Origin of the sequence: Bacteroides sp. 2_2_4, from assembly GCF_000157055.1 — a bacterium.
Taxonomy (GTDB): domain Bacteria; phylum Bacteroidota; class Bacteroidia; order Bacteroidales; family Bacteroidaceae; genus Bacteroides; species Bacteroides ovatus.
This window is the reverse complement of sequence record NZ_EQ973371.1, coordinates 44,956-64,479: the sequence shown is the minus strand read 5'-3', so window position 1 is coordinate 64,479 and position 19,524 is coordinate 44,956. Positions and strand designations below refer to the sequence as shown.

The 19,524-nt window shown below is 38.2% G+C and carries 24 protein-coding genes and 1 pseudogene; 22 read left to right on the top strand and 3 right to left on the bottom strand.

Going from position 1 to position 19,524, the window contains the following annotated elements:
- Positions 1–124 precede the first annotated feature (124 nt).
- The 5 genes from BSCG_RS30160 to BSCG_RS02985 are packed head-to-tail and all read left to right on the top strand — an operon-like array spanning position 125 to position 2,860.
- Entirely contained in the window at positions 125–277 is a 153-nt protein-coding gene (locus BSCG_RS30160) for a hypothetical protein (protein WP_165601819.1), read from the top strand.
- 26 nt (positions 278–303) lie between these two features.
- Positions 304–966 (top strand): hypothetical protein, encoded by a 663-nt coding sequence (locus tag BSCG_RS02970; protein ID WP_008777321.1) that lies wholly within the window; start codon positions 304–306, stop codon positions 964–966.
- Between the two features lie 6 nt (positions 967–972).
- The gene (locus BSCG_RS02975) at positions 973–2,109 is read left to right on the top strand and encodes a glucosaminidase domain-containing protein (protein ID WP_008777320.1); all 1,137 of its coding nucleotides are present in this window, start codon (positions 973–975) and stop codon (positions 2,107–2,109) included.
- A gap of 5 nt (positions 2,110–2,114) precedes the next feature.
- Positions 2,115–2,612: a hypothetical protein gene (locus BSCG_RS02980; RefSeq protein ID WP_008777319.1), complete on the top strand. Its 498-nt coding sequence runs from the start codon at positions 2,115–2,117 to the stop codon at positions 2,610–2,612.
- Positions 2,609–2,860 (top strand): hypothetical protein, encoded by a 252-nt coding sequence (locus BSCG_RS02985; protein ID WP_008777318.1) that lies wholly within the window; start codon positions 2,609–2,611, stop codon positions 2,858–2,860. The genes BSCG_RS02980 and BSCG_RS02985 overlap by 4 nt, the downstream gene beginning before the upstream one ends.
- Here BSCG_RS02985 and BSCG_RS02990 read toward each other — a convergent pair.
- Positions 2,857–3,114: an HNH endonuclease signature motif containing protein gene (locus BSCG_RS02990; RefSeq protein WP_008777317.1), complete on the bottom strand. Its 258-nt coding sequence runs from the start codon at positions 3,112–3,114 to the stop codon at positions 2,857–2,859. The two genes, BSCG_RS02985 and BSCG_RS02990, sit on opposite strands and share 4 nt — an antisense overlap.
- A 34-nt stretch (positions 3,115–3,148) precedes the next feature.
- Here BSCG_RS02990 and BSCG_RS02995 point away from each other — a divergent pair, with 34 nt between their 5' ends.
- The 16 genes from BSCG_RS02995 to BSCG_RS03070 all read left to right on the top strand — a co-directional run bounded on the left by BSCG_RS02995 (position 3,149) and on the right by BSCG_RS03070 (position 16,704).
- Positions 3,149–4,447: a hypothetical protein gene (locus BSCG_RS02995; protein ID WP_008777316.1), complete on the top strand. Its 1,299-nt coding sequence runs from the start codon at positions 3,149–3,151 to the stop codon at positions 4,445–4,447.
- A 1-nt stretch (position 4,448) separates the two neighbouring features.
- Positions 4,449–4,667: a hypothetical protein gene (locus tag BSCG_RS03000; protein WP_008777315.1), complete on the top strand. Its 219-nt coding sequence runs from the start codon at positions 4,449–4,451 to the stop codon at positions 4,665–4,667.
- A 27-nt stretch (positions 4,668–4,694) separates the two neighbouring features.
- Positions 4,695–4,967, top strand: coding sequence for a hypothetical protein (locus tag BSCG_RS03005; RefSeq protein WP_008777314.1), 273 nt, complete (start codon positions 4,695–4,697; stop codon positions 4,965–4,967).
- A gap of 13 nt (positions 4,968–4,980) precedes the next feature.
- Positions 4,981–5,235 (top strand): hypothetical protein, encoded by a 255-nt coding sequence (locus BSCG_RS03010; RefSeq protein WP_008777313.1) that lies wholly within the window; start codon positions 4,981–4,983, stop codon positions 5,233–5,235.
- 798 nt (positions 5,236–6,033) lie between these two features.
- Positions 6,034–6,912 carry a hypothetical protein gene (locus BSCG_RS03015; protein WP_008777312.1) on the top strand — a complete coding sequence of 293 codons (879 nt, stop codon included), beginning with the start codon at positions 6,034–6,036 and terminating at the stop codon, positions 6,910–6,912.
- A gap of 78 nt (positions 6,913–6,990) precedes the next feature.
- On the top strand, positions 6,991–7,188 hold the full coding sequence (locus BSCG_RS03020) for a hypothetical protein (protein WP_139016519.1): 198 nt from the start codon (positions 6,991–6,993) through the stop codon (positions 7,186–7,188).
- 30 nt (positions 7,189–7,218) lie between these two features.
- The gene (locus BSCG_RS03025; protein ID WP_008777310.1) at positions 7,219–7,512 is read left to right on the top strand and encodes a hypothetical protein; all 294 of its coding nucleotides are present in this window, start codon (positions 7,219–7,221) and stop codon (positions 7,510–7,512) included.
- A gap of 458 nt (positions 7,513–7,970) precedes the next feature.
- The gene (locus tag BSCG_RS03030) at positions 7,971–8,225 is read left to right on the top strand and encodes a hypothetical protein (RefSeq protein ID WP_008777308.1); all 255 of its coding nucleotides are present in this window, start codon (positions 7,971–7,973) and stop codon (positions 8,223–8,225) included.
- Positions 8,209–9,036, top strand: coding sequence for a hypothetical protein (locus tag BSCG_RS03035; RefSeq protein WP_008777307.1), 828 nt, complete (start codon positions 8,209–8,211; stop codon positions 9,034–9,036). Before BSCG_RS03030 ends, BSCG_RS03035 begins: the two co-directional genes overlap by 17 nt.
- A gap of 130 nt (positions 9,037–9,166) precedes the next feature.
- Entirely contained in the window at positions 9,167–10,138 is a 972-nt protein-coding gene (locus BSCG_RS03040; RefSeq protein ID WP_229084332.1) for a hypothetical protein, read from the top strand.
- A gap of 74 nt (positions 10,139–10,212) precedes the next feature.
- Positions 10,213–10,887, top strand: coding sequence for a DUF5131 family protein (locus BSCG_RS03045; RefSeq protein ID WP_008777305.1), 675 nt, complete (start codon positions 10,213–10,215; stop codon positions 10,885–10,887).
- 309 nt (positions 10,888–11,196) lie between these two features.
- Complete coding sequence (locus tag BSCG_RS03050) at positions 11,197–12,714, top strand: DUF4301 family protein (RefSeq protein ID WP_008777304.1); 1,518 nt, start codon at positions 11,197–11,199, stop codon at positions 12,712–12,714.
- 101 nt (positions 12,715–12,815) lie between these two features.
- Positions 12,816–13,439 carry a chloramphenicol acetyltransferase gene (locus BSCG_RS03055; protein WP_004295747.1) on the top strand — a complete coding sequence of 208 codons (624 nt, stop codon included), beginning with the start codon at positions 12,816–12,818 and terminating at the stop codon, positions 13,437–13,439.
- 33 nt (positions 13,440–13,472) lie between these two features.
- Positions 13,473–14,867 carry an acyloxyacyl hydrolase gene (locus BSCG_RS03060; RefSeq protein WP_004295748.1) on the top strand — a complete coding sequence of 465 codons (1,395 nt, stop codon included), beginning with the start codon at positions 13,473–13,475 and terminating at the stop codon, positions 14,865–14,867.
- Positions 14,868–14,891: 24 nt separating this feature from the next.
- A complete protein-coding gene (locus tag BSCG_RS03065; RefSeq protein ID WP_004295749.1) occupies positions 14,892–15,455 on the top strand; it encodes a Crp/Fnr family transcriptional regulator in 564 nt (187 codons plus the stop codon).
- A 97-nt stretch (positions 15,456–15,552) separates the two neighbouring features.
- Positions 15,553–16,704, top strand: coding sequence for an acyltransferase family protein (locus BSCG_RS03070; RefSeq protein ID WP_004295750.1), 1,152 nt, complete (start codon positions 15,553–15,555; stop codon positions 16,702–16,704).
- A gap of 152 nt (positions 16,705–16,856) precedes the next feature.
- Here the strand turns inward: BSCG_RS03070 and BSCG_RS03075 are convergent, their stop codons facing one another.
- Together BSCG_RS03075 and purT are read right to left on the bottom strand one after the other, a co-directional pair.
- Entirely contained in the window at positions 16,857–17,327 is a 471-nt protein-coding gene (locus BSCG_RS03075; RefSeq protein WP_004308860.1) for a GNAT family N-acetyltransferase, read from the bottom strand.
- Between the two features lie 21 nt (positions 17,328–17,348).
- Positions 17,349–18,515 (bottom strand): formate-dependent phosphoribosylglycinamide formyltransferase, encoded by a 1,167-nt coding sequence (gene purT / locus BSCG_RS03080; RefSeq protein ID WP_004303468.1) that lies wholly within the window; start codon positions 18,513–18,515, stop codon positions 17,349–17,351.
- Positions 18,516–19,193: 678 nt separating this feature from the next.
- Between purT and BSCG_RS03085 the strand changes: the two are divergent.
- Positions 19,194–19,524, top strand: a pseudogene (locus tag BSCG_RS03085) (F0F1 ATP synthase subunit beta); the annotation flags it as partial.

Genomic DNA, 19,524 nt, shown 5'->3' with positions numbered 1-19,524 from the left:
TAAAAAGAAGGCTAATGGAAGAGTTTTTAATGATAATATTAGCAGGAGCAGTAGGTGGTTTTATCTTTTCACTCATAGTTAAATCTGAAAACAAAAGAAAACATAACTGATAAAATAAAGATTTATGGGAGCAGTAATAGGAATTATAATTTATGCGATAATAGCATATATTACCTGTCCACGTAAAGAAAATGGGAGTTTTGAGGAAGGAGCAATAGCATTGTATATCATCGTTCCTGTTGTGGTTTTGGCGATTTATTTTATATGTAATAATTGATTATTTTATAGAGAATAGTATTATTCATGAAGAATATATATGCGATTTACATATTACTATTAATGCTATTACTATCTTGTACTAGTAAAAAGGATAGTAATATACAGGCTACTATTGACAGTTTATTTATATATGACAATCATCCTACTTTGGAAATATCAGAAGCTAAATATTTGCAATGGGTAGATTCGGTATTAGGAGTAAAAGGTGTGAAACTGATTGATTATAGAAATGGGATATACCAATATGATGATACAAGGTTTTATTGGAATAGAACTTTTGATTATTTCTTAGTATATCCCTCTAGCTTTACACATGGAGAAGAATCAGATTTAGGCAATGGAAATCATTTCGTAAATGAAGATAGTACAATCTGTTTGAATGTGTATGCTACTTACTTCGATGTTTTTAAAGATGATTATTCGCTTCATGAATGGTTTGATATAATGATTGATACAGAAGTAGAACAAGGCAATAGAATTGTCAAGAAAGATATTACAGACCATAGTTATACTATTGAAGGTAATACTAAGGGTGGTAGATATTTTTATAGTAAAGCTACTCATAAAAAAGCTTATGAACGTGAGATTATTGTAACAGTGAAATTGAAGTATACAGATTCAAGAAGAAAAGAGGTAGAGAAACTTTTACCAAATATATTCAAATATGTCTCAACAAATGAGTTATAAAAAACAATGGTGCTACGAATTGAAGATATATCTTTCATTGGTGTATATGTAAATGATAGCTTTAGAGACTTTAAAGATATAAATGATTATGCCAATTATCATGTATCATTACTAAACAATAAAAGATATCAAGCTTTTAGTGGTGGAGATTTTATTGATAGAGTAGTTAAAGGTGGATATGCTACTGACCCTAATTATAAGAGAGCATTATCTAATGTATATAATCAGATAGCTAAAGCCCAAGAAGGAATGAAGATTCCTAAATTAAAGGGTGTAGGAGAACTTAGAAATAGAATATTAAGACAGTTCAATAGAGAAAAAGCTGCCAACAGAAATGAAGAACAATTAATTGGCTTCGATTGGAGTAGATATAAATCTAATAAACCTAAGCCAGAAACTACACCTACTCAAAGTGAACAGTTAGAGAATGGTGGTGTTATTAAAGCACAAGACGGAATAGTAACTCAAACTATTAATAAAGTTAAGAGTTTTCTTCCTAAAGAAGAACCTAAAGAGCCTATTAATGTTGTAGATGTTGCTAAAGAATATGCTCCTAGTGCTGTTGCTTCTATGCTTCTTGGTAATATAAATCCAATTATAGGACAAATACTAGGATTAAATCAGAATATAGATTTAACTAAAGCTCCTCCTAGTTTAGAAAAAGTTAATACTAATATGTGGAAGTTTGAAAATCCTAAAAATAAAGGATTAAGAGGTAATTTATATTATCCATTTAAAACTGCAAACGGAAACACTGATATAGGTCCAGGATATGACTTAGATATGCAAACAGCAGAGTTTAAAAAGAAAGCAGCAAATGGAATGACTAAAGAAGAACTTGATGCAATAATGCTTGAGAGGCTTAGAAAAGAAATTCCACACTTAGATGCAAAATTAAACAGTGTAACCAATAATAATGCTGATACTATTAGTCCACAAATTAAAGAAGGATTATTAGATATGTATTGGCAATTGAAGAATGGATTATACGATTATGATAACTTATTTGAAGGTATAGCTAAAGGAGATATTGATAAGATTAGAGAAGAATCTAAAGTTACATATAAATCTAAAAATACAGGTAAAAGGTATTTTGATTCTGGAAGATATAAACATAGGATAGATAACTATTTTCACTATTAAAGATTATGAGAACTATTATACTACTTATATTGCTTGTTTCCTCATGTCAAAACGAGCAAAAGATTTCAATACTAGAGAAGGAATTGAACATTCTATTCGATGCCAAGAATAATGAAAGGGATGAAAAATATAAAGAAAGATTTGATTCTTTATTACAGGTCTGTTTAAATGATTCTAACTCATTCACATATCCCTTTCATGATTTAAAGAGAAGTGGGAAGTTTAATATAATGCAATCTCCTGATAAAAAACTACGGGTATATAGTTATGAAGATTTTGGAGGAACTATGAAGTTCTATAAAAGTTATATTCAGTATAAAAGAAATGGTAAAATTATAGTAGAACAATTGGGTGATAGTATATATCCATTTAAAGGCAGATATACCTCATTGTATTATCAAATAGAAATGGGAAAGAATGAATATAAACTGTATGGGTATTGGCAAATAAGTAGTAATGAGATAGAATGTGATACAATAATTATAAATGAAAATGAATTATGACTGATGAACAATTAAATTATTATTATAATAAGGATGTAGATAAGAAACAGTGTTGGGTAAGTAAAGATTACAATTGCCCATTAAAGGAACAATGCAATGGATTATTTAAGCCAGAATGTAAAGAGCATATAGACAATGAAGAAGCCTGCCATGCTATTGATAAGATGATAGAATGGTATTACCAAGTAGAAGAACCTGAATTTCTAAAGTTCTATAATTGTCACTTAGAGAGACATGGAAGGAATTAGTTATTCCTTCCTCTGTTAGCAGGGATATTTAATGGACGTAAGTTACTAAGCTCATTAGTTCCACCTTCAGAAATAGGTTTAATATGGTCTACTTCCCAACCCAAAGGATGTTCAGCCTTACCATAAGCATCACGATGTATATACACACCACTGGCATCTTTGCGAAGTTCACCCAGTACTAAAGTGGCTTTAGAAAATATAACATCTAATTCTTCTTCTGTCCATTGAGGTCTGTGTTTGGGTCTAATCTGCATAACTATAGATTTAAATTAATAATATGCAAATATAATGAAAACAACTGATTATATAAATTGTAAGATAATTAAATATCAAAGAGGTGATAGAGTTCAGAGAAGAGATGCTATCAAAGATTATAGACCTCAAATTCAAGAGCCTATAAAGCAACAATATACTCCAACTTATTCTGAAATAAGTCAAGATAATAGAAGTGAATGGGAGAAAGAAGTATCTAGGCAAATCAAAGCTGATAAAGCTAAGAATGATAAACTTTATGGTAATCAGCATACTTGGAACTGGTCTGCACCATTTACCAATACTAGAATTACTAAAGATAATGCTAGTACCATGTTTGACTTTAATAAGTCAGCAGCAATGAGTACCTTTGCAACTGGAATAGGTGTTGCTAATCCTGTTGCTACTGCAACATCTATGGCAGGTTCACTAGTTGGAGCTGGCATCGGTAATAAAATAGCAGGGAATAAAGGAGCTTTGATAGGTGGCTTTGTTGGTGGAATGGTTAATCCCAATATTAGATTTGGAAAGAGCAGCTCTACTAATCCACTCTTTAATAAAGATTTAGTTTATGGTTCAAAGATAAATAATAAAATGGCAAAGTTAAGTCAGGAAGAAGTAGAAAGAGCTAATCAAGAGGGATATAATAATGCTGTTAAAACATTATCAAACCCTACTGTGGTTGAAACTGCAAATAGAAATGCTGCTTTAGCTAAACGCATTGGGATGGGGCCAGTGCAGTATGAAACAGCCCCTCATAAGCGCACCGAATTTAAGAATACCTCCGCTGCAAGTTTATATAGAATGACAGAAATGTTTCCAACATCTAAAGTTGTTCGTGCAGATTTAGGGGAAACTGGAGTTACTGGAAGGTTTAGAAGAACTAAAGAAGGAGATATTATAGAACTTGACAATTCGGTGGATAGTTCACAAGGAGCATTACAAGTTATGACTCATGAAAATTTGCATAAAGGAAGATATGGAGAATTTCCAATTCAAATGGAAAAAGTGAAGAGACTTATAGATGTTAATAGAGCTAAAGACGCACATCCAAGAGCTGCCGAATATTTATTAACACAGGGAGAAGTTGCTACTAACGCTAATGATATTAGGATAGCTTTAGGACTTACATTCGGGCAAAAATATCCCGGTTGGAAAGCCACTAAAGAAATGATTGATGCTTTTTCTAACTCAAATCATCCTAAATCATTTGTTACTAAATCTTTTAAACAAGATACTCATAGAGACTATAAGCGTATATGGGATGCGCTTACTGGTAAGTGGTTTATGTATCCAGCCGTGTTAGGGACAGGTATAAATTTAATGAATTATTAGTATGATGACAGTAGAGACTTTAATTATAAAGTTAGGTGCAAATCCTAAAGAAATATCTAAAGCTAAGATAATGCTATTGAATGACTTAGTAAGAAGCTATAATTTAGACTATATACGTAAATCTATCTATCTTAGCAAAGAGGAGATATTGCTAAGAGAAGCGGAGGGAGTTATATATGAATATTTACCAGAAATTGAAGGTATTATATATGAAGATTAGGTATTCCTACAATTAATACTTTGATTAATGGCTATGAATGAAACAAATGAATGGATTAGAGTGCAAAAGCATCCTATATTAAAATGTGGGGCAATAACTATAGAGAATAAGCAGGTTAATGTTATGGCACTGTTTAGGAACGGGAACGGTACTATAATGGTGTGTTACGATAAGGAAAGCGAATATGCTTTTAGAAGAGAGAATGATAGGTCTGATTGGAAGCCTATTAAGTATATTCCGAGAGAAATATTGAATGAATTAGGTGGAGGACCAATAATAGATGACTTTCCAAGAATATAAGAAATGAATAAATATGAACAAATGGATATATATAACATCAAAGCATCCCTATGATGCAGCTTGCTCACTTGGGATAAATAAAGAAGTCTCATTTATATTAACTGTCCCACATTTAAATTGGGATATGATAGAAGAGTACAAGTATTTAGCAGATAATCCAGATAATGCGGAGTTAGATGCAATAATAGTTAATGAGGTTGGGGTTATTGCCAATAGGAAGGTTTTAGAACATAATTTAAAAGAGCTTACAAAGATATTAAACAATTAAAGGCAGTTATTTTACATCTATCTGCCAAAGATGCAATACTTATCTTCCTCTACGCTTGCGACAATACGAAGCGATGTGTTGCCACACACCATGCCAATATCTCCAGTAATCCCGTACTGAAACTGGCTTTTCTTTACAATTGCATAATTTTCGCACTGGCTAATACACCTCCTTTCTAAATCAATATGTTCAGAATGGGGTTGGTATAACGTACACGAAGAAAGTATTGTATACAAAAATACAAAAAGTAAATTGATGAATGTTGATATGACATATTTTAACATTATCTATTTTGTTAAGTAGCTGATTTTTAGTAACTTTGTAGAAATAAAAGTAATCCAGTTCCCGCTAGAACCGTGAATAACTAATTAATCTCGTGGACTATTAATTATCTCATAATGTTTGCGAGGGGCTATGTTTATGATTATCTATGCAAAGATATGATTATTTTCTAAGATTAATAAAAAAAGGTGGTATTGCAGTACCACCTTTACTGTTACATCTACTTGATTGAAATAATCTTGTAACTAAAAACCAACTAAATTTACCTACGAGGTAATCTTCTTCGATGTTCTCTCACGAACTCGACTTTGCCAAATCTTGTACGTTTGTATGCGTGTACAAGAACAGGCTTCTTCAAAATTGTTTGTAACGTATATTCCATTACTTTCCATTTAGAAGTTAATAACTAATTAATCTAGTAGATACTTGTTCAGTTATTACTTGATAGGAAGGTGGAGATATACGTTACAAATATATAAAAAGATAATTATAAATTAATAATTAAACAAATGAATTATGGAAAATGAAAAGGTTAAAACTTTGAACGATTTAGATTCTTACAAGTGGTTTATTTTCTATTTTGATGAAAACTCTATAAACTTGCAATTTGATTGCAATAAAATAGAGGAATCATTAAAGGCACAAAGAGACAAGATAAAACAATTCTGTATTGATACATTAACGGGAATAGAGCATTATGCTGATGGATTCTTATTTGACACTAATGCTCATATATTCTCTACTCCTAAAACTAGAGGACTGTTGTTCTCATACGAAGAATATCCCATTCTTGATACTGATACTACTAAAGTAGTTGACGGAAAGTACCCTTTAGACTATGCTACTGAAATAATAGAATCTAATTTGGATGATATCATTGACTATATAGTACAATCGGGAACAGAAACATACAATGATAGAACCAGTAGAGGATTTGGGAATAGGTGGAGTCCTTATAATGAGGAGGAACGTAAACAAGTAATTAAACTGTTTAACTCTGGAACTTGGTATGATACACTTGGGTCCTTAAAGCATTTATATTATGAAAGAACCCCCAAAGGCTTAAGAATGTGTAACCTGACTGGCGAACCCTTACAAGCCAATGTTCTAGAACATATAGAAGATATTATTTTGAACATAAAAGACCATTATGAAACATTTGCCGTTGTTCCTAGAGGTAAATCTAAATTACAAGTTTATATGACAATTAGCAATGGAACAAATGGGGCTGAAGGATGTATTATTAATTCTATGGAAGATGTTCTAAATGTGCTTAAAAACTTAAGGAAATATAAAGGAGTAAATTGGTCACAGCTACTAGAAGTTGGGATAGATAATGCAGATGATTTATATTGGTGGTACGTGACATTCTCTATAGACACTACGGCTGTGTAATAAATTAATATAAATATGAGCAAATGGAATGACTGGGCAATTACTACTAAATTCCCACCTATAAAGCCAGGTTACGGTATGAATTGTAGAACGGATTATAAAATAGATGTAGTATTTAAAGTACGTACAGGTAAGGGATATTGGAGAGGAAGTAAGTATCTTTATGTATGCAATAATAACACTATTTACTTGTTAGGTTCAGATGCAGGAATACATCACGTAACAGAAGAGTTACCTAGTAACCTTGAAGCTAAAGTCCGTGAGTATAAACCTTAAATGAATTAATATGAATTAATATGAATTAATATGAATTGTAAATTAAAACGTAAAGACTTAGTACTTATTAAATGGAATAGCAAGTACATGACTGATAGAGAAGGATGCAGTCTATCAGAAGATGTTAGATACTTAGATAGAGATATAGAAACAAGTACAGTAGGTTACTTCATAGAAGAAGATGATAAAGCTATTGTACTTGCTTCAAGTATTTATGGTATTAATATACCTGATTCATTATGTAAGGATTGTATAGTAATTCCTAAAGCCTATATAAGTGAGACTATCGTTCTAGACGCTCAATTCGGTCCTCTAAATCACTAATAGTACTTTCTAAATCCTCAATCTTCTCTTGAAGTTCTTTAAATTTAGAATCGGAGTTAGGATATACGCCTATAATATAATCATCAATAACACAACTTATAACGTTGTATTCTACACCGTCTATGGTGTCTTGGCTGATGCAAAAATTAGTGTTTTTACATTTAGGACATTTAATGTGCATAATCTTAGATTTTAAAATTAATAATATGCAAATATATAAATAAATTATGAATAAATGAGATTCATAACTTTCGTAAGACAAATGTTTACTTCACATTCTGGAATCTCGTCTAAAAGAGTGTGTGGAGTAATAGGGTGGTTTGTTGCAGTTGCAGTACTTATATATTGTACTATAATGTGTATACAAGCACCATTAATGATAGATACATTTTTAATATGTGTTATGGCTTTATTAGGAATAGATTCAGTAACAGGTATTTGGAAAAAATTTAGTAACAATGAAGGAAACAATAAAAAGAATAATAAACAAGCTGAAGAATAAAGATAAATTACTGCATTTTATTGTAAACTTAATAGTAGTACTTTCAATAGGATGGATTAATCTACCTTTAGCTATTGGATTGGCTGTAGGTTTATCAGTAGGTAAAGAGTATTCGAAAACTCTTTCAATTATAAAAACAGCATTTGAAGAAATTCATTTGCTGTTTTTTTATTATCATTGCAAACAAAAACACTATGAAGCCAGTAGATAAGTTCTCAATCCAGTATAGCGAGTTGCTAGAGTATATATATCCAGTGACACAAGAATATTTCCCTGATTTTGATTATGATGAAGAAACAGGACAGGCATATATGTTGCCGTCACAAACGCCAGATACTTTTAAAGGAAGATACAACAGAGGAATATTGAAAGGTAAATTTTCCATTGATGCTTACATGCAGAATCGTGAATTGCAGGATTTACTTACTACATTAGATTTAGATGCTGAAAAGTTTTGGTATCTATTGCTTTTCTGCTATGATTGCAGTTGGGGTAAATGTATGGAGGGTATAGAAATAAAAGAATCCCCTAAAGAACAGATAGAAAAACTTGTTAATGCTATCAGTGAGGACTATAAAAGAGATACTCCGTTTGGTGCAGTCTTTAAAAGCCCAATTTGTATTACCTTGAAAATAGGTAGGAAGAATATCGTGATAGATAATAAGACGGCTATTGCTAGTATAGCAAAGTTTTGTGCAGACGGATTGGAAACAGTAAATTCAGACCAAATGAATACTGGTAGCGTTGATTTGAGTGATCCACATACTGAATCATTCTCCGTATTCGCTTATTATTTCTCACAAATGATTATCACTGCCTTGAATTATCAAGAACAGGTAAAAGAAAAGAGAAAGAAGGGAGCTAATATGTCTGACAAGGAAAAGACGCTGATTTCTCATCTACTATACTTCACTGGTATCGTGAGCAACGAAAGTGTGTTGGTTGATTATGACTACTTGAAGTCCCTGTTGAAGCAATATAAAGATAAGGACATAAGGAGTTTGAATGCATTTTATTATTGATTGAGACTTATTTTATTGTTTATTTCTGCTTCCTTATTCTCTAAATACTTCATTCTACAGCTTGTGAAGTAGGGGAATAAGAAAGCTGTGTTTTTTTATTCCCGTTAGCTTCTAAAGAAAAGGGCAATCTTTGTGGTATAAAATAATCGGTGAGCCAGATACCAAAATAAGTCCGCAGGGCAGCGGCAAGATTGACATGAAAAAAAATGAAGTAACAACATTAACCTCGTTAGTAAATGAAGGCAAAAAGATTGCACGTTTAAGCGGTAATCGTGATTTGAATGAAAAGATTGTGAAGGCTAAAATGGAAACACTTGAAGAGTGCGGACAGTTAATTCCTGCCATAGTGGTAGATGCTACTGATGTTATAAATCAAGGGCTGGAAGTTGTTGATTTTACTACAGGTGATATTATAAGAGAAGAAGAAGCTGTGGATTATTTGGTGTTGGTGGAAGGTAATCATCGCTATGAAGCGCACCTTAGACTTATGGCGAGTAATGAAGAACGGGATGAGCAAAAACGTTATAAGAGAGAATTTAAGTTATTGTATGCTTTGAATACGGAACTACCAATAGCTAAAATGTTATCAGAAATCAATATTGCTACTAATCCGTGGAAGGGCAGCGACTATGTGAAAGGAGCAAAAATAAACAATCAGCAAAAAAAACTACCTTTGTTGGATGCTATGAATAATTTAGTAAATAAAGGTTATTCTTTAACTTCAGCATCGAAGTGGCTGACCTTCACCTCAAGGATTAATAAAAAAGTTATGGATTGTGCCATAGACGGTAACATTGTTGACGAGTTGAATAATACCAGTGGCTTGGAAAGGGGGATAAGACTTTTACAAGCGGCAGAAGGTGTTTTTAAAGAAACGACAATACAGGCACGAACAGTAATCGACTGGATAATATCCAAGTATGAAAAAACCAGTGATAATCTCAAACCTGAATTTACAGACAAAATGGAACGTTTTTTGAAAAATATTAGTAAAGAAGATGCTGATTATATTGAACAAGCCAAGGGAACTAGAGGAGGTGATACGAAAGAAAATATTATAAATAATAAATTGAGTGGATTATGGGAAGAATTTGAAAAATAATCCGTAGAGACAAGAAGCCAGTAGGTGCTTCCTGCTGGCTTTCCAACAAGAATAATAACTAATAAAGATATATCATGATTAAGGAGAGTAAAGGCAATATGTATGAATTTGTGACACACACATGGAATCCTATTAAGGGTAAATGTTCTCATGGCTGTACCTATTGCTATATGAAAAAAATGTGTTCTCGTTTGAATACCCCCAGATTGGATGCGGCAGAATTGACCTGCTATCTTGAGTGCTCGAATTTTATTTTTGTAGGAAGTAGTATTGATATGTGGGCAGAAGATATACCCAGCCATTGGATTAAAATGGTTTTGGACTATTGTGATAGGTCTGCCAATAAATATTTGTTTCAAAGCAAAAATCCTTCCAGAATATTAGATTTTATAACTCATCCTGTCTTTCATCATTCAGTGGTTTGTACGACCATAGAAACCAATAGGTTTTATCCAGAAATAATGCGTAACTCACCAGAGATAGAAGAAAGGGTAAGAGCAATGGAGAAAATCGTGGATTTGGGCATAGATACCTATGTTACGGCAGAACCTTTGATGCAGTTTGATTTGGATAAAATGATAGAGTACATAAAACGATGTAAACCTCTACAAGTAAATATAGGGCGAAATACGAACAGAAAGGTACAGTTACCAGAGCCAACAGCAAACGAAGCGAAAGTACTTGTAATGGAACTGGAAAAGTTCACAACGGTGGAGATAAAGAAAAATGCAGGAATATGGTTTAAGTGAGAACCATAATCAGGGAAGAAAAACCAACTATCAGAAATGGTAGCTGGTTTCTCGTTTTTTTTGGGGGGGGGTATTCCGAGAATGATTCGGTATGAGAATGAGAAATATTGTTTTTCGAGATGATTTTCTCGGGCAAATTCTTATCTTTGTTGTGTTCAAATAACGCTGAAAAGTACATAAATGAATAACACTTCTTCGTAAATGACTGATAATGAAATATGGAAGGAAAATTAGTTTTTTTCCCGGTTATTCGGCAAGAAGTAAATAACATTTTGTATTTTTGGGCATCAATTAATAAAATTAGATATTATGATAACGACACAGGACAAAGAGTTGCTTGCCAAGAAAGGCATCACGGAAGAGCAAATTGTAGAACAATTAGCATGCTTCCAGACGGGTTTCCCCTTTTTGAAGCTGGATGCGGCAGCCTCCATCGAAAAGGGAATATTAGCTCCCGATGCAGAAGAACAGAAGGCTTATTTGGTCGCCTGGGATGCATATACCAACACAGATAAGACTGTTGTGAAGTTCGTGCCCGCCTCCGGTGCAGCGAGTCGTATGTTCAAGAACCTGTTCGAGTTCCTGTCTGCCGACTATGACCGGCCGACTACCAAGTTCGAACAGACATTCTTCGACGGAATCAAGAATTTTGCTTTCTATGATGACCTGAATGTAGCCTGCCAGCGTATCGACGGAAAAGATATTCCCGGACTGATCGAAGACGGCAACTATAAAGCAGTGGTATCCGCCCTGCTCGAAACAGCCGGACTGAATTACGGCGCACTACCGAAAGGTCTGCTCAAATTCCATAAGTATCCCGAAGGTTCACGCACGCCGATGGAAGAACATCTCGCCGAAGGAGCCTTGTATGCTGCCGGAAAGAGCGGTAAAGTAAACGTGCACTTCACGGTATCTACCGAACACCGTGAACTCTTCAAGAAGCTGGTAGCCGAAAAGGTAGACGAATTTTCCAAACGCTATGGAGTAGACTATTACATCACCTTCTCCGAACAAAAGCCGAGTACCGACACGATTGCCGCCGACATGGACAACCAACCTTTCCGTGACAACGGCAAACTGCTGTTCCGTCCCGGTGGCCACGGCGCACTGATCGAGAACCTGAACGACCTCGATGCAGACATTATCTTCATCAAGAACATCGACAACGTAGTGCCCGACAGACTGAAAGCCGACACCGTTACTTATAAGAAACTGATTGCCGGAGTGCTCGTGACTTTGCAAGAACAAGTATTCGAATACCTTACCCTGCTCGACAGCGGTAAATACACCCACGACCAGATGATGGAAATGCTTCAATTCCTGCAAAAGAAACTCTTCTGCAAGAATCCGGAGACGAAAGACCTCGAAGATTCCGTACTCGCCATCTACCTGAAAAACAAGTTCAACCGCCCGATGCGCGTCTGCGGAATGGTGAAGAACGTAGGCGAACCCGGTGGCGGCCCGTTCCTTGCTTACAACAGCGACGGAACCATCTCCCTGCAAATCCTCGAAAGCTCACAGATCGACATGGACGATCCGGAAAAGAAAGAAATGTTCGAGAAAGGCACACACTTCAATCCGGTAGACCTCGTATGCGCCGTGCGCGATTATAAAGGACATAAGTTCGACCTGGTGAAGTATGTAGATAAAGCAACAGGCTTCATCTCCTACAAATCGAAGAACGGCAAAGACCTGAAAGCTCTCGAACTTCCCGGCTTGTGGAACGGAGCGATGAGCGACTGGAATACCGTCTTTGTAGAAGTGCCACTTTCCACTTTCAACCCGGTAAAAACAGTGAACGACTTGTTGCGTGAGCAACATCAGTAAAGAGTCTGAATTTAGAAACGCAGATTACCGCAAAGGAAATAGGCTAAATCTGCGATAATTTGCGTTAATCTGCGTTTCTCAAATAAAAAAGAGTGTTTAGAATGAATCAGATAGAGAAGATCATCGATATTGCTACTTGGAACAGAAGAGAACATTACGAACATTTCAGTGCTTTTGACGATCCGTTTTTCGGAGTGACCGTTCAGGTAGACTGTACGCGCGCATATCAGGAAGCCAAAACCAAAGGCATATCCTTTTCCCTGTTAGTCCTCCACCGGATAACGACTGCCGCTGCTGCGGTAGAAGAATTCCGTTATCGCATCGAAGGCGATAAGGTGGTGTGCTATGACAGCCTTCTGCCCGAAGCCACCGTAGGCCGTGACGACCATACCTTTTCTTTTGCCGCCTTTGAATACGATCCGGACGAACTCGTTTTTATCCGTCGGGCAAAGGCAGAAATGGAACGTTTGCAAGTCACTACGGGACTCAACAAAGGAGGCACTTTCCATCCCAATGCCATTCATTATTCGGCAGTGCCGTGGCTCTCATTCACCGACATGAAGCACCCCACCAATATGCGTTCGGGCGACAGTGTTCCCAAAATCTCCACCGGAAAGTACTTCCGTGATGGAGAAAGACTGATGATGCCCGTTTCCGTAACCTGCCATCATGGGTTGATGGACGGCTATCATGTGGCACAGTTTATTGAGAAGCTCCATTTGTAACTTCCGTTCTGAAAAGACAAACCAGACTATTATATGAGAGTAAAGATACCCAGATGGGAAATCGCCGTAATCTGTTCCGCTTTGCTTTTCCCCGGCACTTCGCTTAGTGCGCAGGAGGTAGGGCAGGAAGAGAAAGAGGTGAAGGAAATGCGGCAAGACGTAGAACAGCTCCAGCAGGACGTCCGCCAACTTCGTGAAGAAGTGCGGAGATTGCAGGAAGAAATTCATGGCTTCCGGCACAACAGCTTCCCGCAATGCGGAGCCGACACTGTAGCTCCCTACGTTCCCCACCATTTCATTCACCGGTTGGGGATAGAGGCGCGGCCGCAATACGTGTTCCCCACCAATCCTTTCCTGCAAGGCGAGAACGAACGGTGGAAACCCATCCAGAGTTCATTTGCCGCTCATCTGAAATACTCTTTCAAGTTTCGTCCCAACACCTGTGCCGACCGCATCTATGGCGGAGCTTATCAAGGTTTCGGCTTGGCTTTCACCACCTTTGGCGACAAAAAGCAACTGGGTGATCCGATGACGTTCTATGTCTTTCAAGGTGCACGCATTGCCCGTTTCAATCCCCGCCTTTCGCTCAATTACGAGTGGAATTTCGGTATTTCTGCCGGATGGAAACCTTATGACAACGATTACAACTCCTACAACGGAGCCGTAGGCTCACGGGTGAATGCCTACCTCAATGCGGGTATCTACCTTAACTGGTCGCTTTCCCGTTATTTCGACTTTATCATCGGCGGAGACTTCACGCATTTCTCCAACGGCAACACCAAGTTTCCCAATGCAGGTGTCAACACCACCGGAGCGAAAATCGGACTGGTGTACAACTTCAACCGGGAAGAAGCCGACCTCACTAAATCATTGGTTCATCCCTACGTTCCCCGTTTTCCGCGACACGTCAGTTATGACCTTGTGTTGTTCGGCTCGTGGCGTCGCAAAGGCGTCTATGTGGGCGAGAAACAGATTGCATCACCGGGCAGCTATCCCGTAGCGGGGTTCAACTTTGCTCCGATGTACAATCTCAACTATAAGCTGCGCTTTGGAGTTTCGCTGGATGGTGTCTATGACGGTAGTGCCAATGTGTACACCGAAGATGCGCTGGTGGAGTACGATGCAGGCAGTGGTTCCTCTCGTCGTAAATTTCTCGTGCCGGGCATTCAGAATCAGCTTGCGCTCGGACTTTCCGGACGGGCAGAATACGTGATGCCGTTTTTTACCATCGGTGTCGGCTTGGGAACGAATGTACTGGGGCGTGGCGATTTGCGCGGACTGTATCAGGTCTTTGCGTTGAAGATCAACGTCACCCGGAGTTCATTCCTTCACATCGGCTACAATCTTCAGGATTTCCAGACCCCTAATTATCTGATGCTCGGTCTTGGTTTCCGTTTTAATAATAAATATCCTAAAGTACGTCATTAACCCCCAATACGCCATTACCCCCAAATGGAAAATATCATTCGTAAAATCAGGCAAATCTATCCGGTTTCCGACGAAGCACTTCAAGCGCTTCAGGCGAATATGGAATTAAGGTATTATCCCAAAGATACCCGTATCGTTCAGGCAGGCGTCACAGACCGCCTGGTATATTTCATTGAAGAGGGCATCGCCCGTTCCGTATTCCACCACAACGGAGAGGACACCACTACGTGGTTCAGTCAGGAGGGCGACGTCACGTTCGGCATGGATTCGCTCTACTATCAGCAACCATCGGTAGAAAGCGTTGAAACGCTTTCCGATTGCAAAATCTACGTCATCCACATCGACAAGCTGAATGCCCTCTACGAAACATATATCGACATAGCCAACTGGGGAAGAATCCTGCATCAGAATGTGAATAAGGAGCTTAGCCACATGTTTGTGGAGCGCCTCCAACTTTCGCCCAAAGAACGCTACGAACAGTTCAACCGTCGCTATCCCGGATTAATAAACCGAGTGAAGCTGAAATATGTGGCTGCTTTTCTGGGCATTTCCATCTATACCCTTAGTCGGGTACGTGCTAAAAAATAGCGATTAGCAGGGCTTTTTTGCTTTAGAGCAAAGAAACTTCGTAGCGCAAACCGTATCTTTGCCTTCTGAAAATACTAACTTACTAATAGAAAAACAAATGTCGAACATTTCTGCTTCAGCTTTTTCAGACACCAAGGCGCATTATGATCTTCTTGACGGACTTCGCGGTGTGGCGGCTCTTATGGTGATATGGTATCACGTATTCGAGGGCTTCGCTTTTGCCAGTAATAGCGCTATTGAAACTCTGAATCACGGATATTTAGCCGTGGATTTCTTTTTTATCCTTTCGGGTTTTGTGATCGGTTATGCTTACGACGACCGTTGGGGTAAAAGTCTCACCATGAAAGATTTCTTTAAACGCCGATTGATACGTCTTCATCCGATGGTCATTATGGGTGCCGTTCTCGGTGCTATCACGTTCTGTATTCAGGGGAGTGTGCAATGGGACGGGACGCACATAGCTATCTCCATGATAATGTTGTCTCTGCTTTGTACGATCTTCTTCATTCCTGCCATGCCGGGTGTTGGGTACGAAGTTCGTGGCAACGGTGAGATGTTTCCGTTGAATGGTCCTTGCTGGTCATTGTTTTTTGAGTATATCGGCAATATCCTGTATGCGTTGTTCATTCGCCGCTTGTCCAACAAGGCACTGACGGTGTTTGTGGTGTTGCTGGGCGTAGCGTTGGCGGCGTTTGCTGTTTTTAATGTCTCCACTTATGGAAACATAGGAGTGGGCTGGACGCTGGATGGGGTTAACTTTTTGGGTGGTTCCTTGCGTATGCTTTTCCCTTTTTCGTTGGGTATGCTTATGTCGCGCAATTTCAAGCCTATGAAGGTGAAAGGTGCATTTTGGATATGTACTATTGCGCTGATTGCCCTGTTCTCTGTTCCTTATCTGGAAGGGTTGGAGCCGCTTTGCATGAATGGTGTTTATGAAGCGTTTTGCGTGATTGTGGCTTTCCCTATCATTCTGTGGATAGGAGCGTCGGGCACCACCACGGACAAGCAATCGACAAAGATATGTAAGTTTTTGGGAGATATATCTTATCCGGTTTATGTGATACATTATCCGTTGATGTATCTGTTCTATGCATGGCTGATTGAGAATCAACTCTACACGTTAGGTGAAACCTGGCACGTAGCTTTGTGTGTCTTTATTTTGAGTATTATTCTTGCTTATCTGTGTTTGAAGCTGTATGATGAACCAATACGTAAATATTTGGCTAAACGTTTCTTGAGTAAGAAATGACGTTTTCATTTCATGAAGTTAAAAAGAAAAACTCCAGCTAATGTAACTTTATCCGTCACCATAGCTGGAGTTTTTCTTATATAAAATAAGACTTTCTTTATCTGCAAATGAGCTTTCTTCTATGTTTTCATCTTAGAAATGATTAGATGTGATTAACAGAACTGCTTGCTCATCTTATAATTGGTGAGACACATTTGATTAGCTTTCCGCTTTTGCTCTTCATCGACCTGAAAACCTTGTTTTTCAAAAAATGGTTTTGCCGTGATGCTAACTTCCGATGTTAATCTTTTCGCACCTCTTTCTCGTGCATATGCTTCGAGATGCTTATACAAAGATGTTGCGACACCTTGATGCTGAAAGTCCTTGTGAACGAACAGCGTGTGCATATATCCGTCATCGTTTACAGAGCCAAAGCCTACAATCACGCCTTCTTCGTTTTCTGCAACCACATAATGTTGTTCTTCGAAAAGCTCATTCCAGTGTGACGTATCGTCTCCGCACGAAGCCCAATCTGCTACTTCTTCGGCTGTATAATCTTTTCGGTTCACAGTCAGAACTGTATGCTGATATAGCTCTTGCAGTGCTGGAATATCAGACAGGTTTACTTGGCGGATTTTATTCATCTTATCTCTGAATTTCTTGTATTAATGAACTTCTACTTTCTCTGCAATTCTCTTAGCCTTGTCGCGCAACGCATCCAAATCAGAATCAAGCGGAGCATAACAAAGTACCACACCCATACGGCGGTTGACACGTGTAAACGGTTTGCCGAAAATGCGGAGATAAGTATCTTCTTCTTTGGTCACTTCTTCTAGTCCGCGATATTGAGGACGTTCCTGGCTGGCAATCGGGGAAAGGATCACAGCGCTTGCGCCTATCCGTTCTTGTTTGATGCCGGGAATGGGCAGGCCGAGTACGGCACGCAGATGCAATTCAAATTCATTCAGGTTTTGTGTGCCCGCCAGTGTCACCATACCTGTGTCATGCGGACGAGGAGAGAGTTCGGAGAAATAGACTCCATTATCATGGCTTAGGAAGAACTCAACTCCCCAAAGTCCTGCACCTGTGAGGGCACGGGTTACTTTCTCCGCCATCTCTTCCGCTTCTTTCAAATGGGCGGGATCAATGTGTGCAGGCTGGAAACTTTCGCGGTAGTCGCCACCTTTCTGCACGTGTCCGATAGGAGGGCAGAAGAGGGTAGGGCCGTTCTTTTGGGTAACGGTGAGCAGGGTGATTTCGCTGTCGAACTTGATAAATTCTTCAATGATAAGTTCGCGAATATCGCCACGACTGCCGCTGCATCCGTATTCCCAGGCATGTTCGAGTTCGTCGGCACTCTTCACGAGCGATTGTCCTTTGCCGGAAGAAGACATCAATGGTTTAACGACACAAGGGAAACCAATTTTATCGGCAGCTTCTTTCAGTTCTTCCAGAGTTTTGGCATAGAAGTATTTGGCTGTTTTCAGTCCGAGTTCTTGGGCGGCAAGGTCGCGAATGGCTTTGCGGTTCATCGTGAAGTTCACGGCACGAGCGCTGGGAACTACCTGGATACCTTCTTTCTCGAAGTCGTATAAGCGTTCTGTACGGATGGCTTCAATCTCCGGAACGATGATGTCCGGGCGGTGTTTCTTCACCACGCGTTCCAGCTCTTCACCGTTCAGCATGTCGAATACTTCAAATTCATCGGCCACTTGCATAGCCGGTGCTCCTGCATAGGAGTCGCAAGCAATGATGTGCTGGCCTTTACGTTGAGCTGAAATTACAAATTCTTTTCCTAGTTCGCCAGAACCGAGTAACAGTATTTTCTTCATCATTTTGAGTGTTTTATATTAGTGGTGCAAAATTACAGCAAAAAAATGAGATAATAATTGTATGTGGCGTTATTATATTGCTCTTTTATGCAAATTGGGAACTTTATAAAGATGGATGTGAATCTTAATGCAAAAATGCGGAATATATAAGGAATAGAATAGATAGGAGAAAAACAGGAAATATGGCTTTAAACTTTCTTAAGGAAAACATGAAAATACGGACTTTTCTGTGTTCGAGCACAAAACTAGTTGTTTTTGCCACTATTTCTTGTTTTTGCTAATCCATTGATTTTTAACAAAGAGATAGGAAACTCGATGGGTTAATTTAGTTTATTGATAGATTATTGCCCCCAAACTTGTTTTGCTATTGATTTGTAGCAGAAATTTGCCTGAATTGGTCAATCTGTAGTCATTGTAGGTCTAATAAGTGTTATCGAACGACAAATTATGAAAAAGGAAGCACAACGACACGGAATTGTTTCTACATTTGCGCAGTTGTTTCTTTAACTATTTCTAAGGACAGAAGTTTATGGGATATAGAAAATAGTTGAACAAAAACTGAACTCAACTGTTTATTATAATAATGAAATAGGTAAAACGCGAAAAATGTGCATTCCTTTCATATTATAAAGTCAAAAAGGAGAGAAAAGAATAATATAAATAAATTAGAGATTGCTTATGTCACAGATTATCGGACATATCTCGCAGGTGATCGGCCCTGTGGTCGATGTGTACTTTGAGGGTACGGATGCAGAATTGGTGCTGCCAAGCATCCACGACGCACTGGAGATAAAGAGGCCAAACGGCAAAATACTGGTTGTAGAAGTTCAGCAACATATCGGCGAAAATACGGTGCGTACCGTAGCGATGGACAGTACTGACGGACTTCAGAGAGGCATGAAAGTGTATCCCACCGGAGGCCCGATCACGATGCCGATTGGCGAACAGATTAAAGGACGACTGATGAACGTAGTCGGTGATTCGATCGACGGTATGAAAGGACTCGACC

What these genes read in the sequence shown, in the direction of transcription:
- BSCG_RS03060 (WP_004295748.1), top strand. Translation starts at nt 13,473, where the DNA reads ATGAGAGTAAAGATACCCAGATGGGAAATCGCCGTAATCTGTTCCGCT.
- BSCG_RS03000 (WP_008777315.1), top strand. Translation starts at nt 4,449, where the DNA reads ATGATGACAGTAGAGACTTTAATTATAAAGTTAGGTGCAAATCCTAAA.
- BSCG_RS02990 (WP_008777317.1), bottom strand. Translation starts at nt 3,114, where the DNA reads ATGCAGATTAGACCCAAACACAGACCTCAATGGACAGAAGAAGAATTA.
- BSCG_RS02985 (WP_008777318.1), top strand. Translation starts at nt 2,609, where the DNA reads ATGACTGATGAACAATTAAATTATTATTATAATAAGGATGTAGATAAG.
- BSCG_RS03070 (WP_004295750.1), top strand. Translation starts at nt 15,553, where the DNA reads ATGTCGAACATTTCTGCTTCAGCTTTTTCAGACACCAAGGCGCATTAT.
- BSCG_RS02995 (WP_008777316.1), top strand. Translation starts at nt 3,149, where the DNA reads ATGAAAACAACTGATTATATAAATTGTAAGATAATTAAATATCAAAGA.
- BSCG_RS03005 (WP_008777314.1), top strand. Translation starts at nt 4,695, where the DNA reads ATGGCTATGAATGAAACAAATGAATGGATTAGAGTGCAAAAGCATCCT.
- BSCG_RS02980 (WP_008777319.1), top strand. Translation starts at nt 2,115, where the DNA reads ATGAGAACTATTATACTACTTATATTGCTTGTTTCCTCATGTCAAAAC.
- BSCG_RS03075 (WP_004308860.1), bottom strand. Translation starts at nt 17,327, where the DNA reads ATGAATAAAATCCGCCAAGTAAACCTGTCTGATATTCCAGCACTGCAA.
- BSCG_RS02975 (WP_008777320.1), top strand. Translation starts at nt 973, where the DNA reads ATGGTGCTACGAATTGAAGATATATCTTTCATTGGTGTATATGTAAAT.
- BSCG_RS03025 (WP_008777310.1), top strand. Translation starts at nt 7,219, where the DNA reads ATGAATTGTAAATTAAAACGTAAAGACTTAGTACTTATTAAATGGAAT.
- BSCG_RS03020 (WP_139016519.1), top strand. Translation starts at nt 6,991, where the DNA reads ATGAATTGTAGAACGGATTATAAAATAGATGTAGTATTTAAAGTACGT.
- BSCG_RS03035 (WP_008777307.1), top strand. Translation starts at nt 8,209, where the DNA reads ATGAAGCCAGTAGATAAGTTCTCAATCCAGTATAGCGAGTTGCTAGAG.
- BSCG_RS03015 (WP_008777312.1), top strand. Translation starts at nt 6,034, where the DNA reads ATGGAAAATGAAAAGGTTAAAACTTTGAACGATTTAGATTCTTACAAG.
- purT (WP_004303468.1), bottom strand. Translation starts at nt 18,515, where the DNA reads ATGAAGAAAATACTGTTACTCGGTTCTGGCGAACTAGGAAAAGAATTT.
- BSCG_RS30160 (WP_165601819.1), top strand. Translation starts at nt 125, where the DNA reads ATGGGAGCAGTAATAGGAATTATAATTTATGCGATAATAGCATATATT.
- BSCG_RS03065 (WP_004295749.1), top strand. Translation starts at nt 14,892, where the DNA reads ATGGAAAATATCATTCGTAAAATCAGGCAAATCTATCCGGTTTCCGAC.
- BSCG_RS03010 (WP_008777313.1), top strand. Translation starts at nt 4,981, where the DNA reads ATGAACAAATGGATATATATAACATCAAAGCATCCCTATGATGCAGCT.
- BSCG_RS02970 (WP_008777321.1), top strand. Translation starts at nt 304, where the DNA reads ATGAAGAATATATATGCGATTTACATATTACTATTAATGCTATTACTA.
- BSCG_RS03045 (WP_008777305.1), top strand. Translation starts at nt 10,213, where the DNA reads ATGATTAAGGAGAGTAAAGGCAATATGTATGAATTTGTGACACACACA.
- BSCG_RS03050 (WP_008777304.1), top strand. Translation starts at nt 11,197, where the DNA reads ATGATAACGACACAGGACAAAGAGTTGCTTGCCAAGAAAGGCATCACG.
- BSCG_RS03055 (WP_004295747.1), top strand. Translation starts at nt 12,816, where the DNA reads ATGAATCAGATAGAGAAGATCATCGATATTGCTACTTGGAACAGAAGA.
- BSCG_RS03030 (WP_008777308.1), top strand. Translation starts at nt 7,971, where the DNA reads ATGAAGGAAACAATAAAAAGAATAATAAACAAGCTGAAGAATAAAGAT.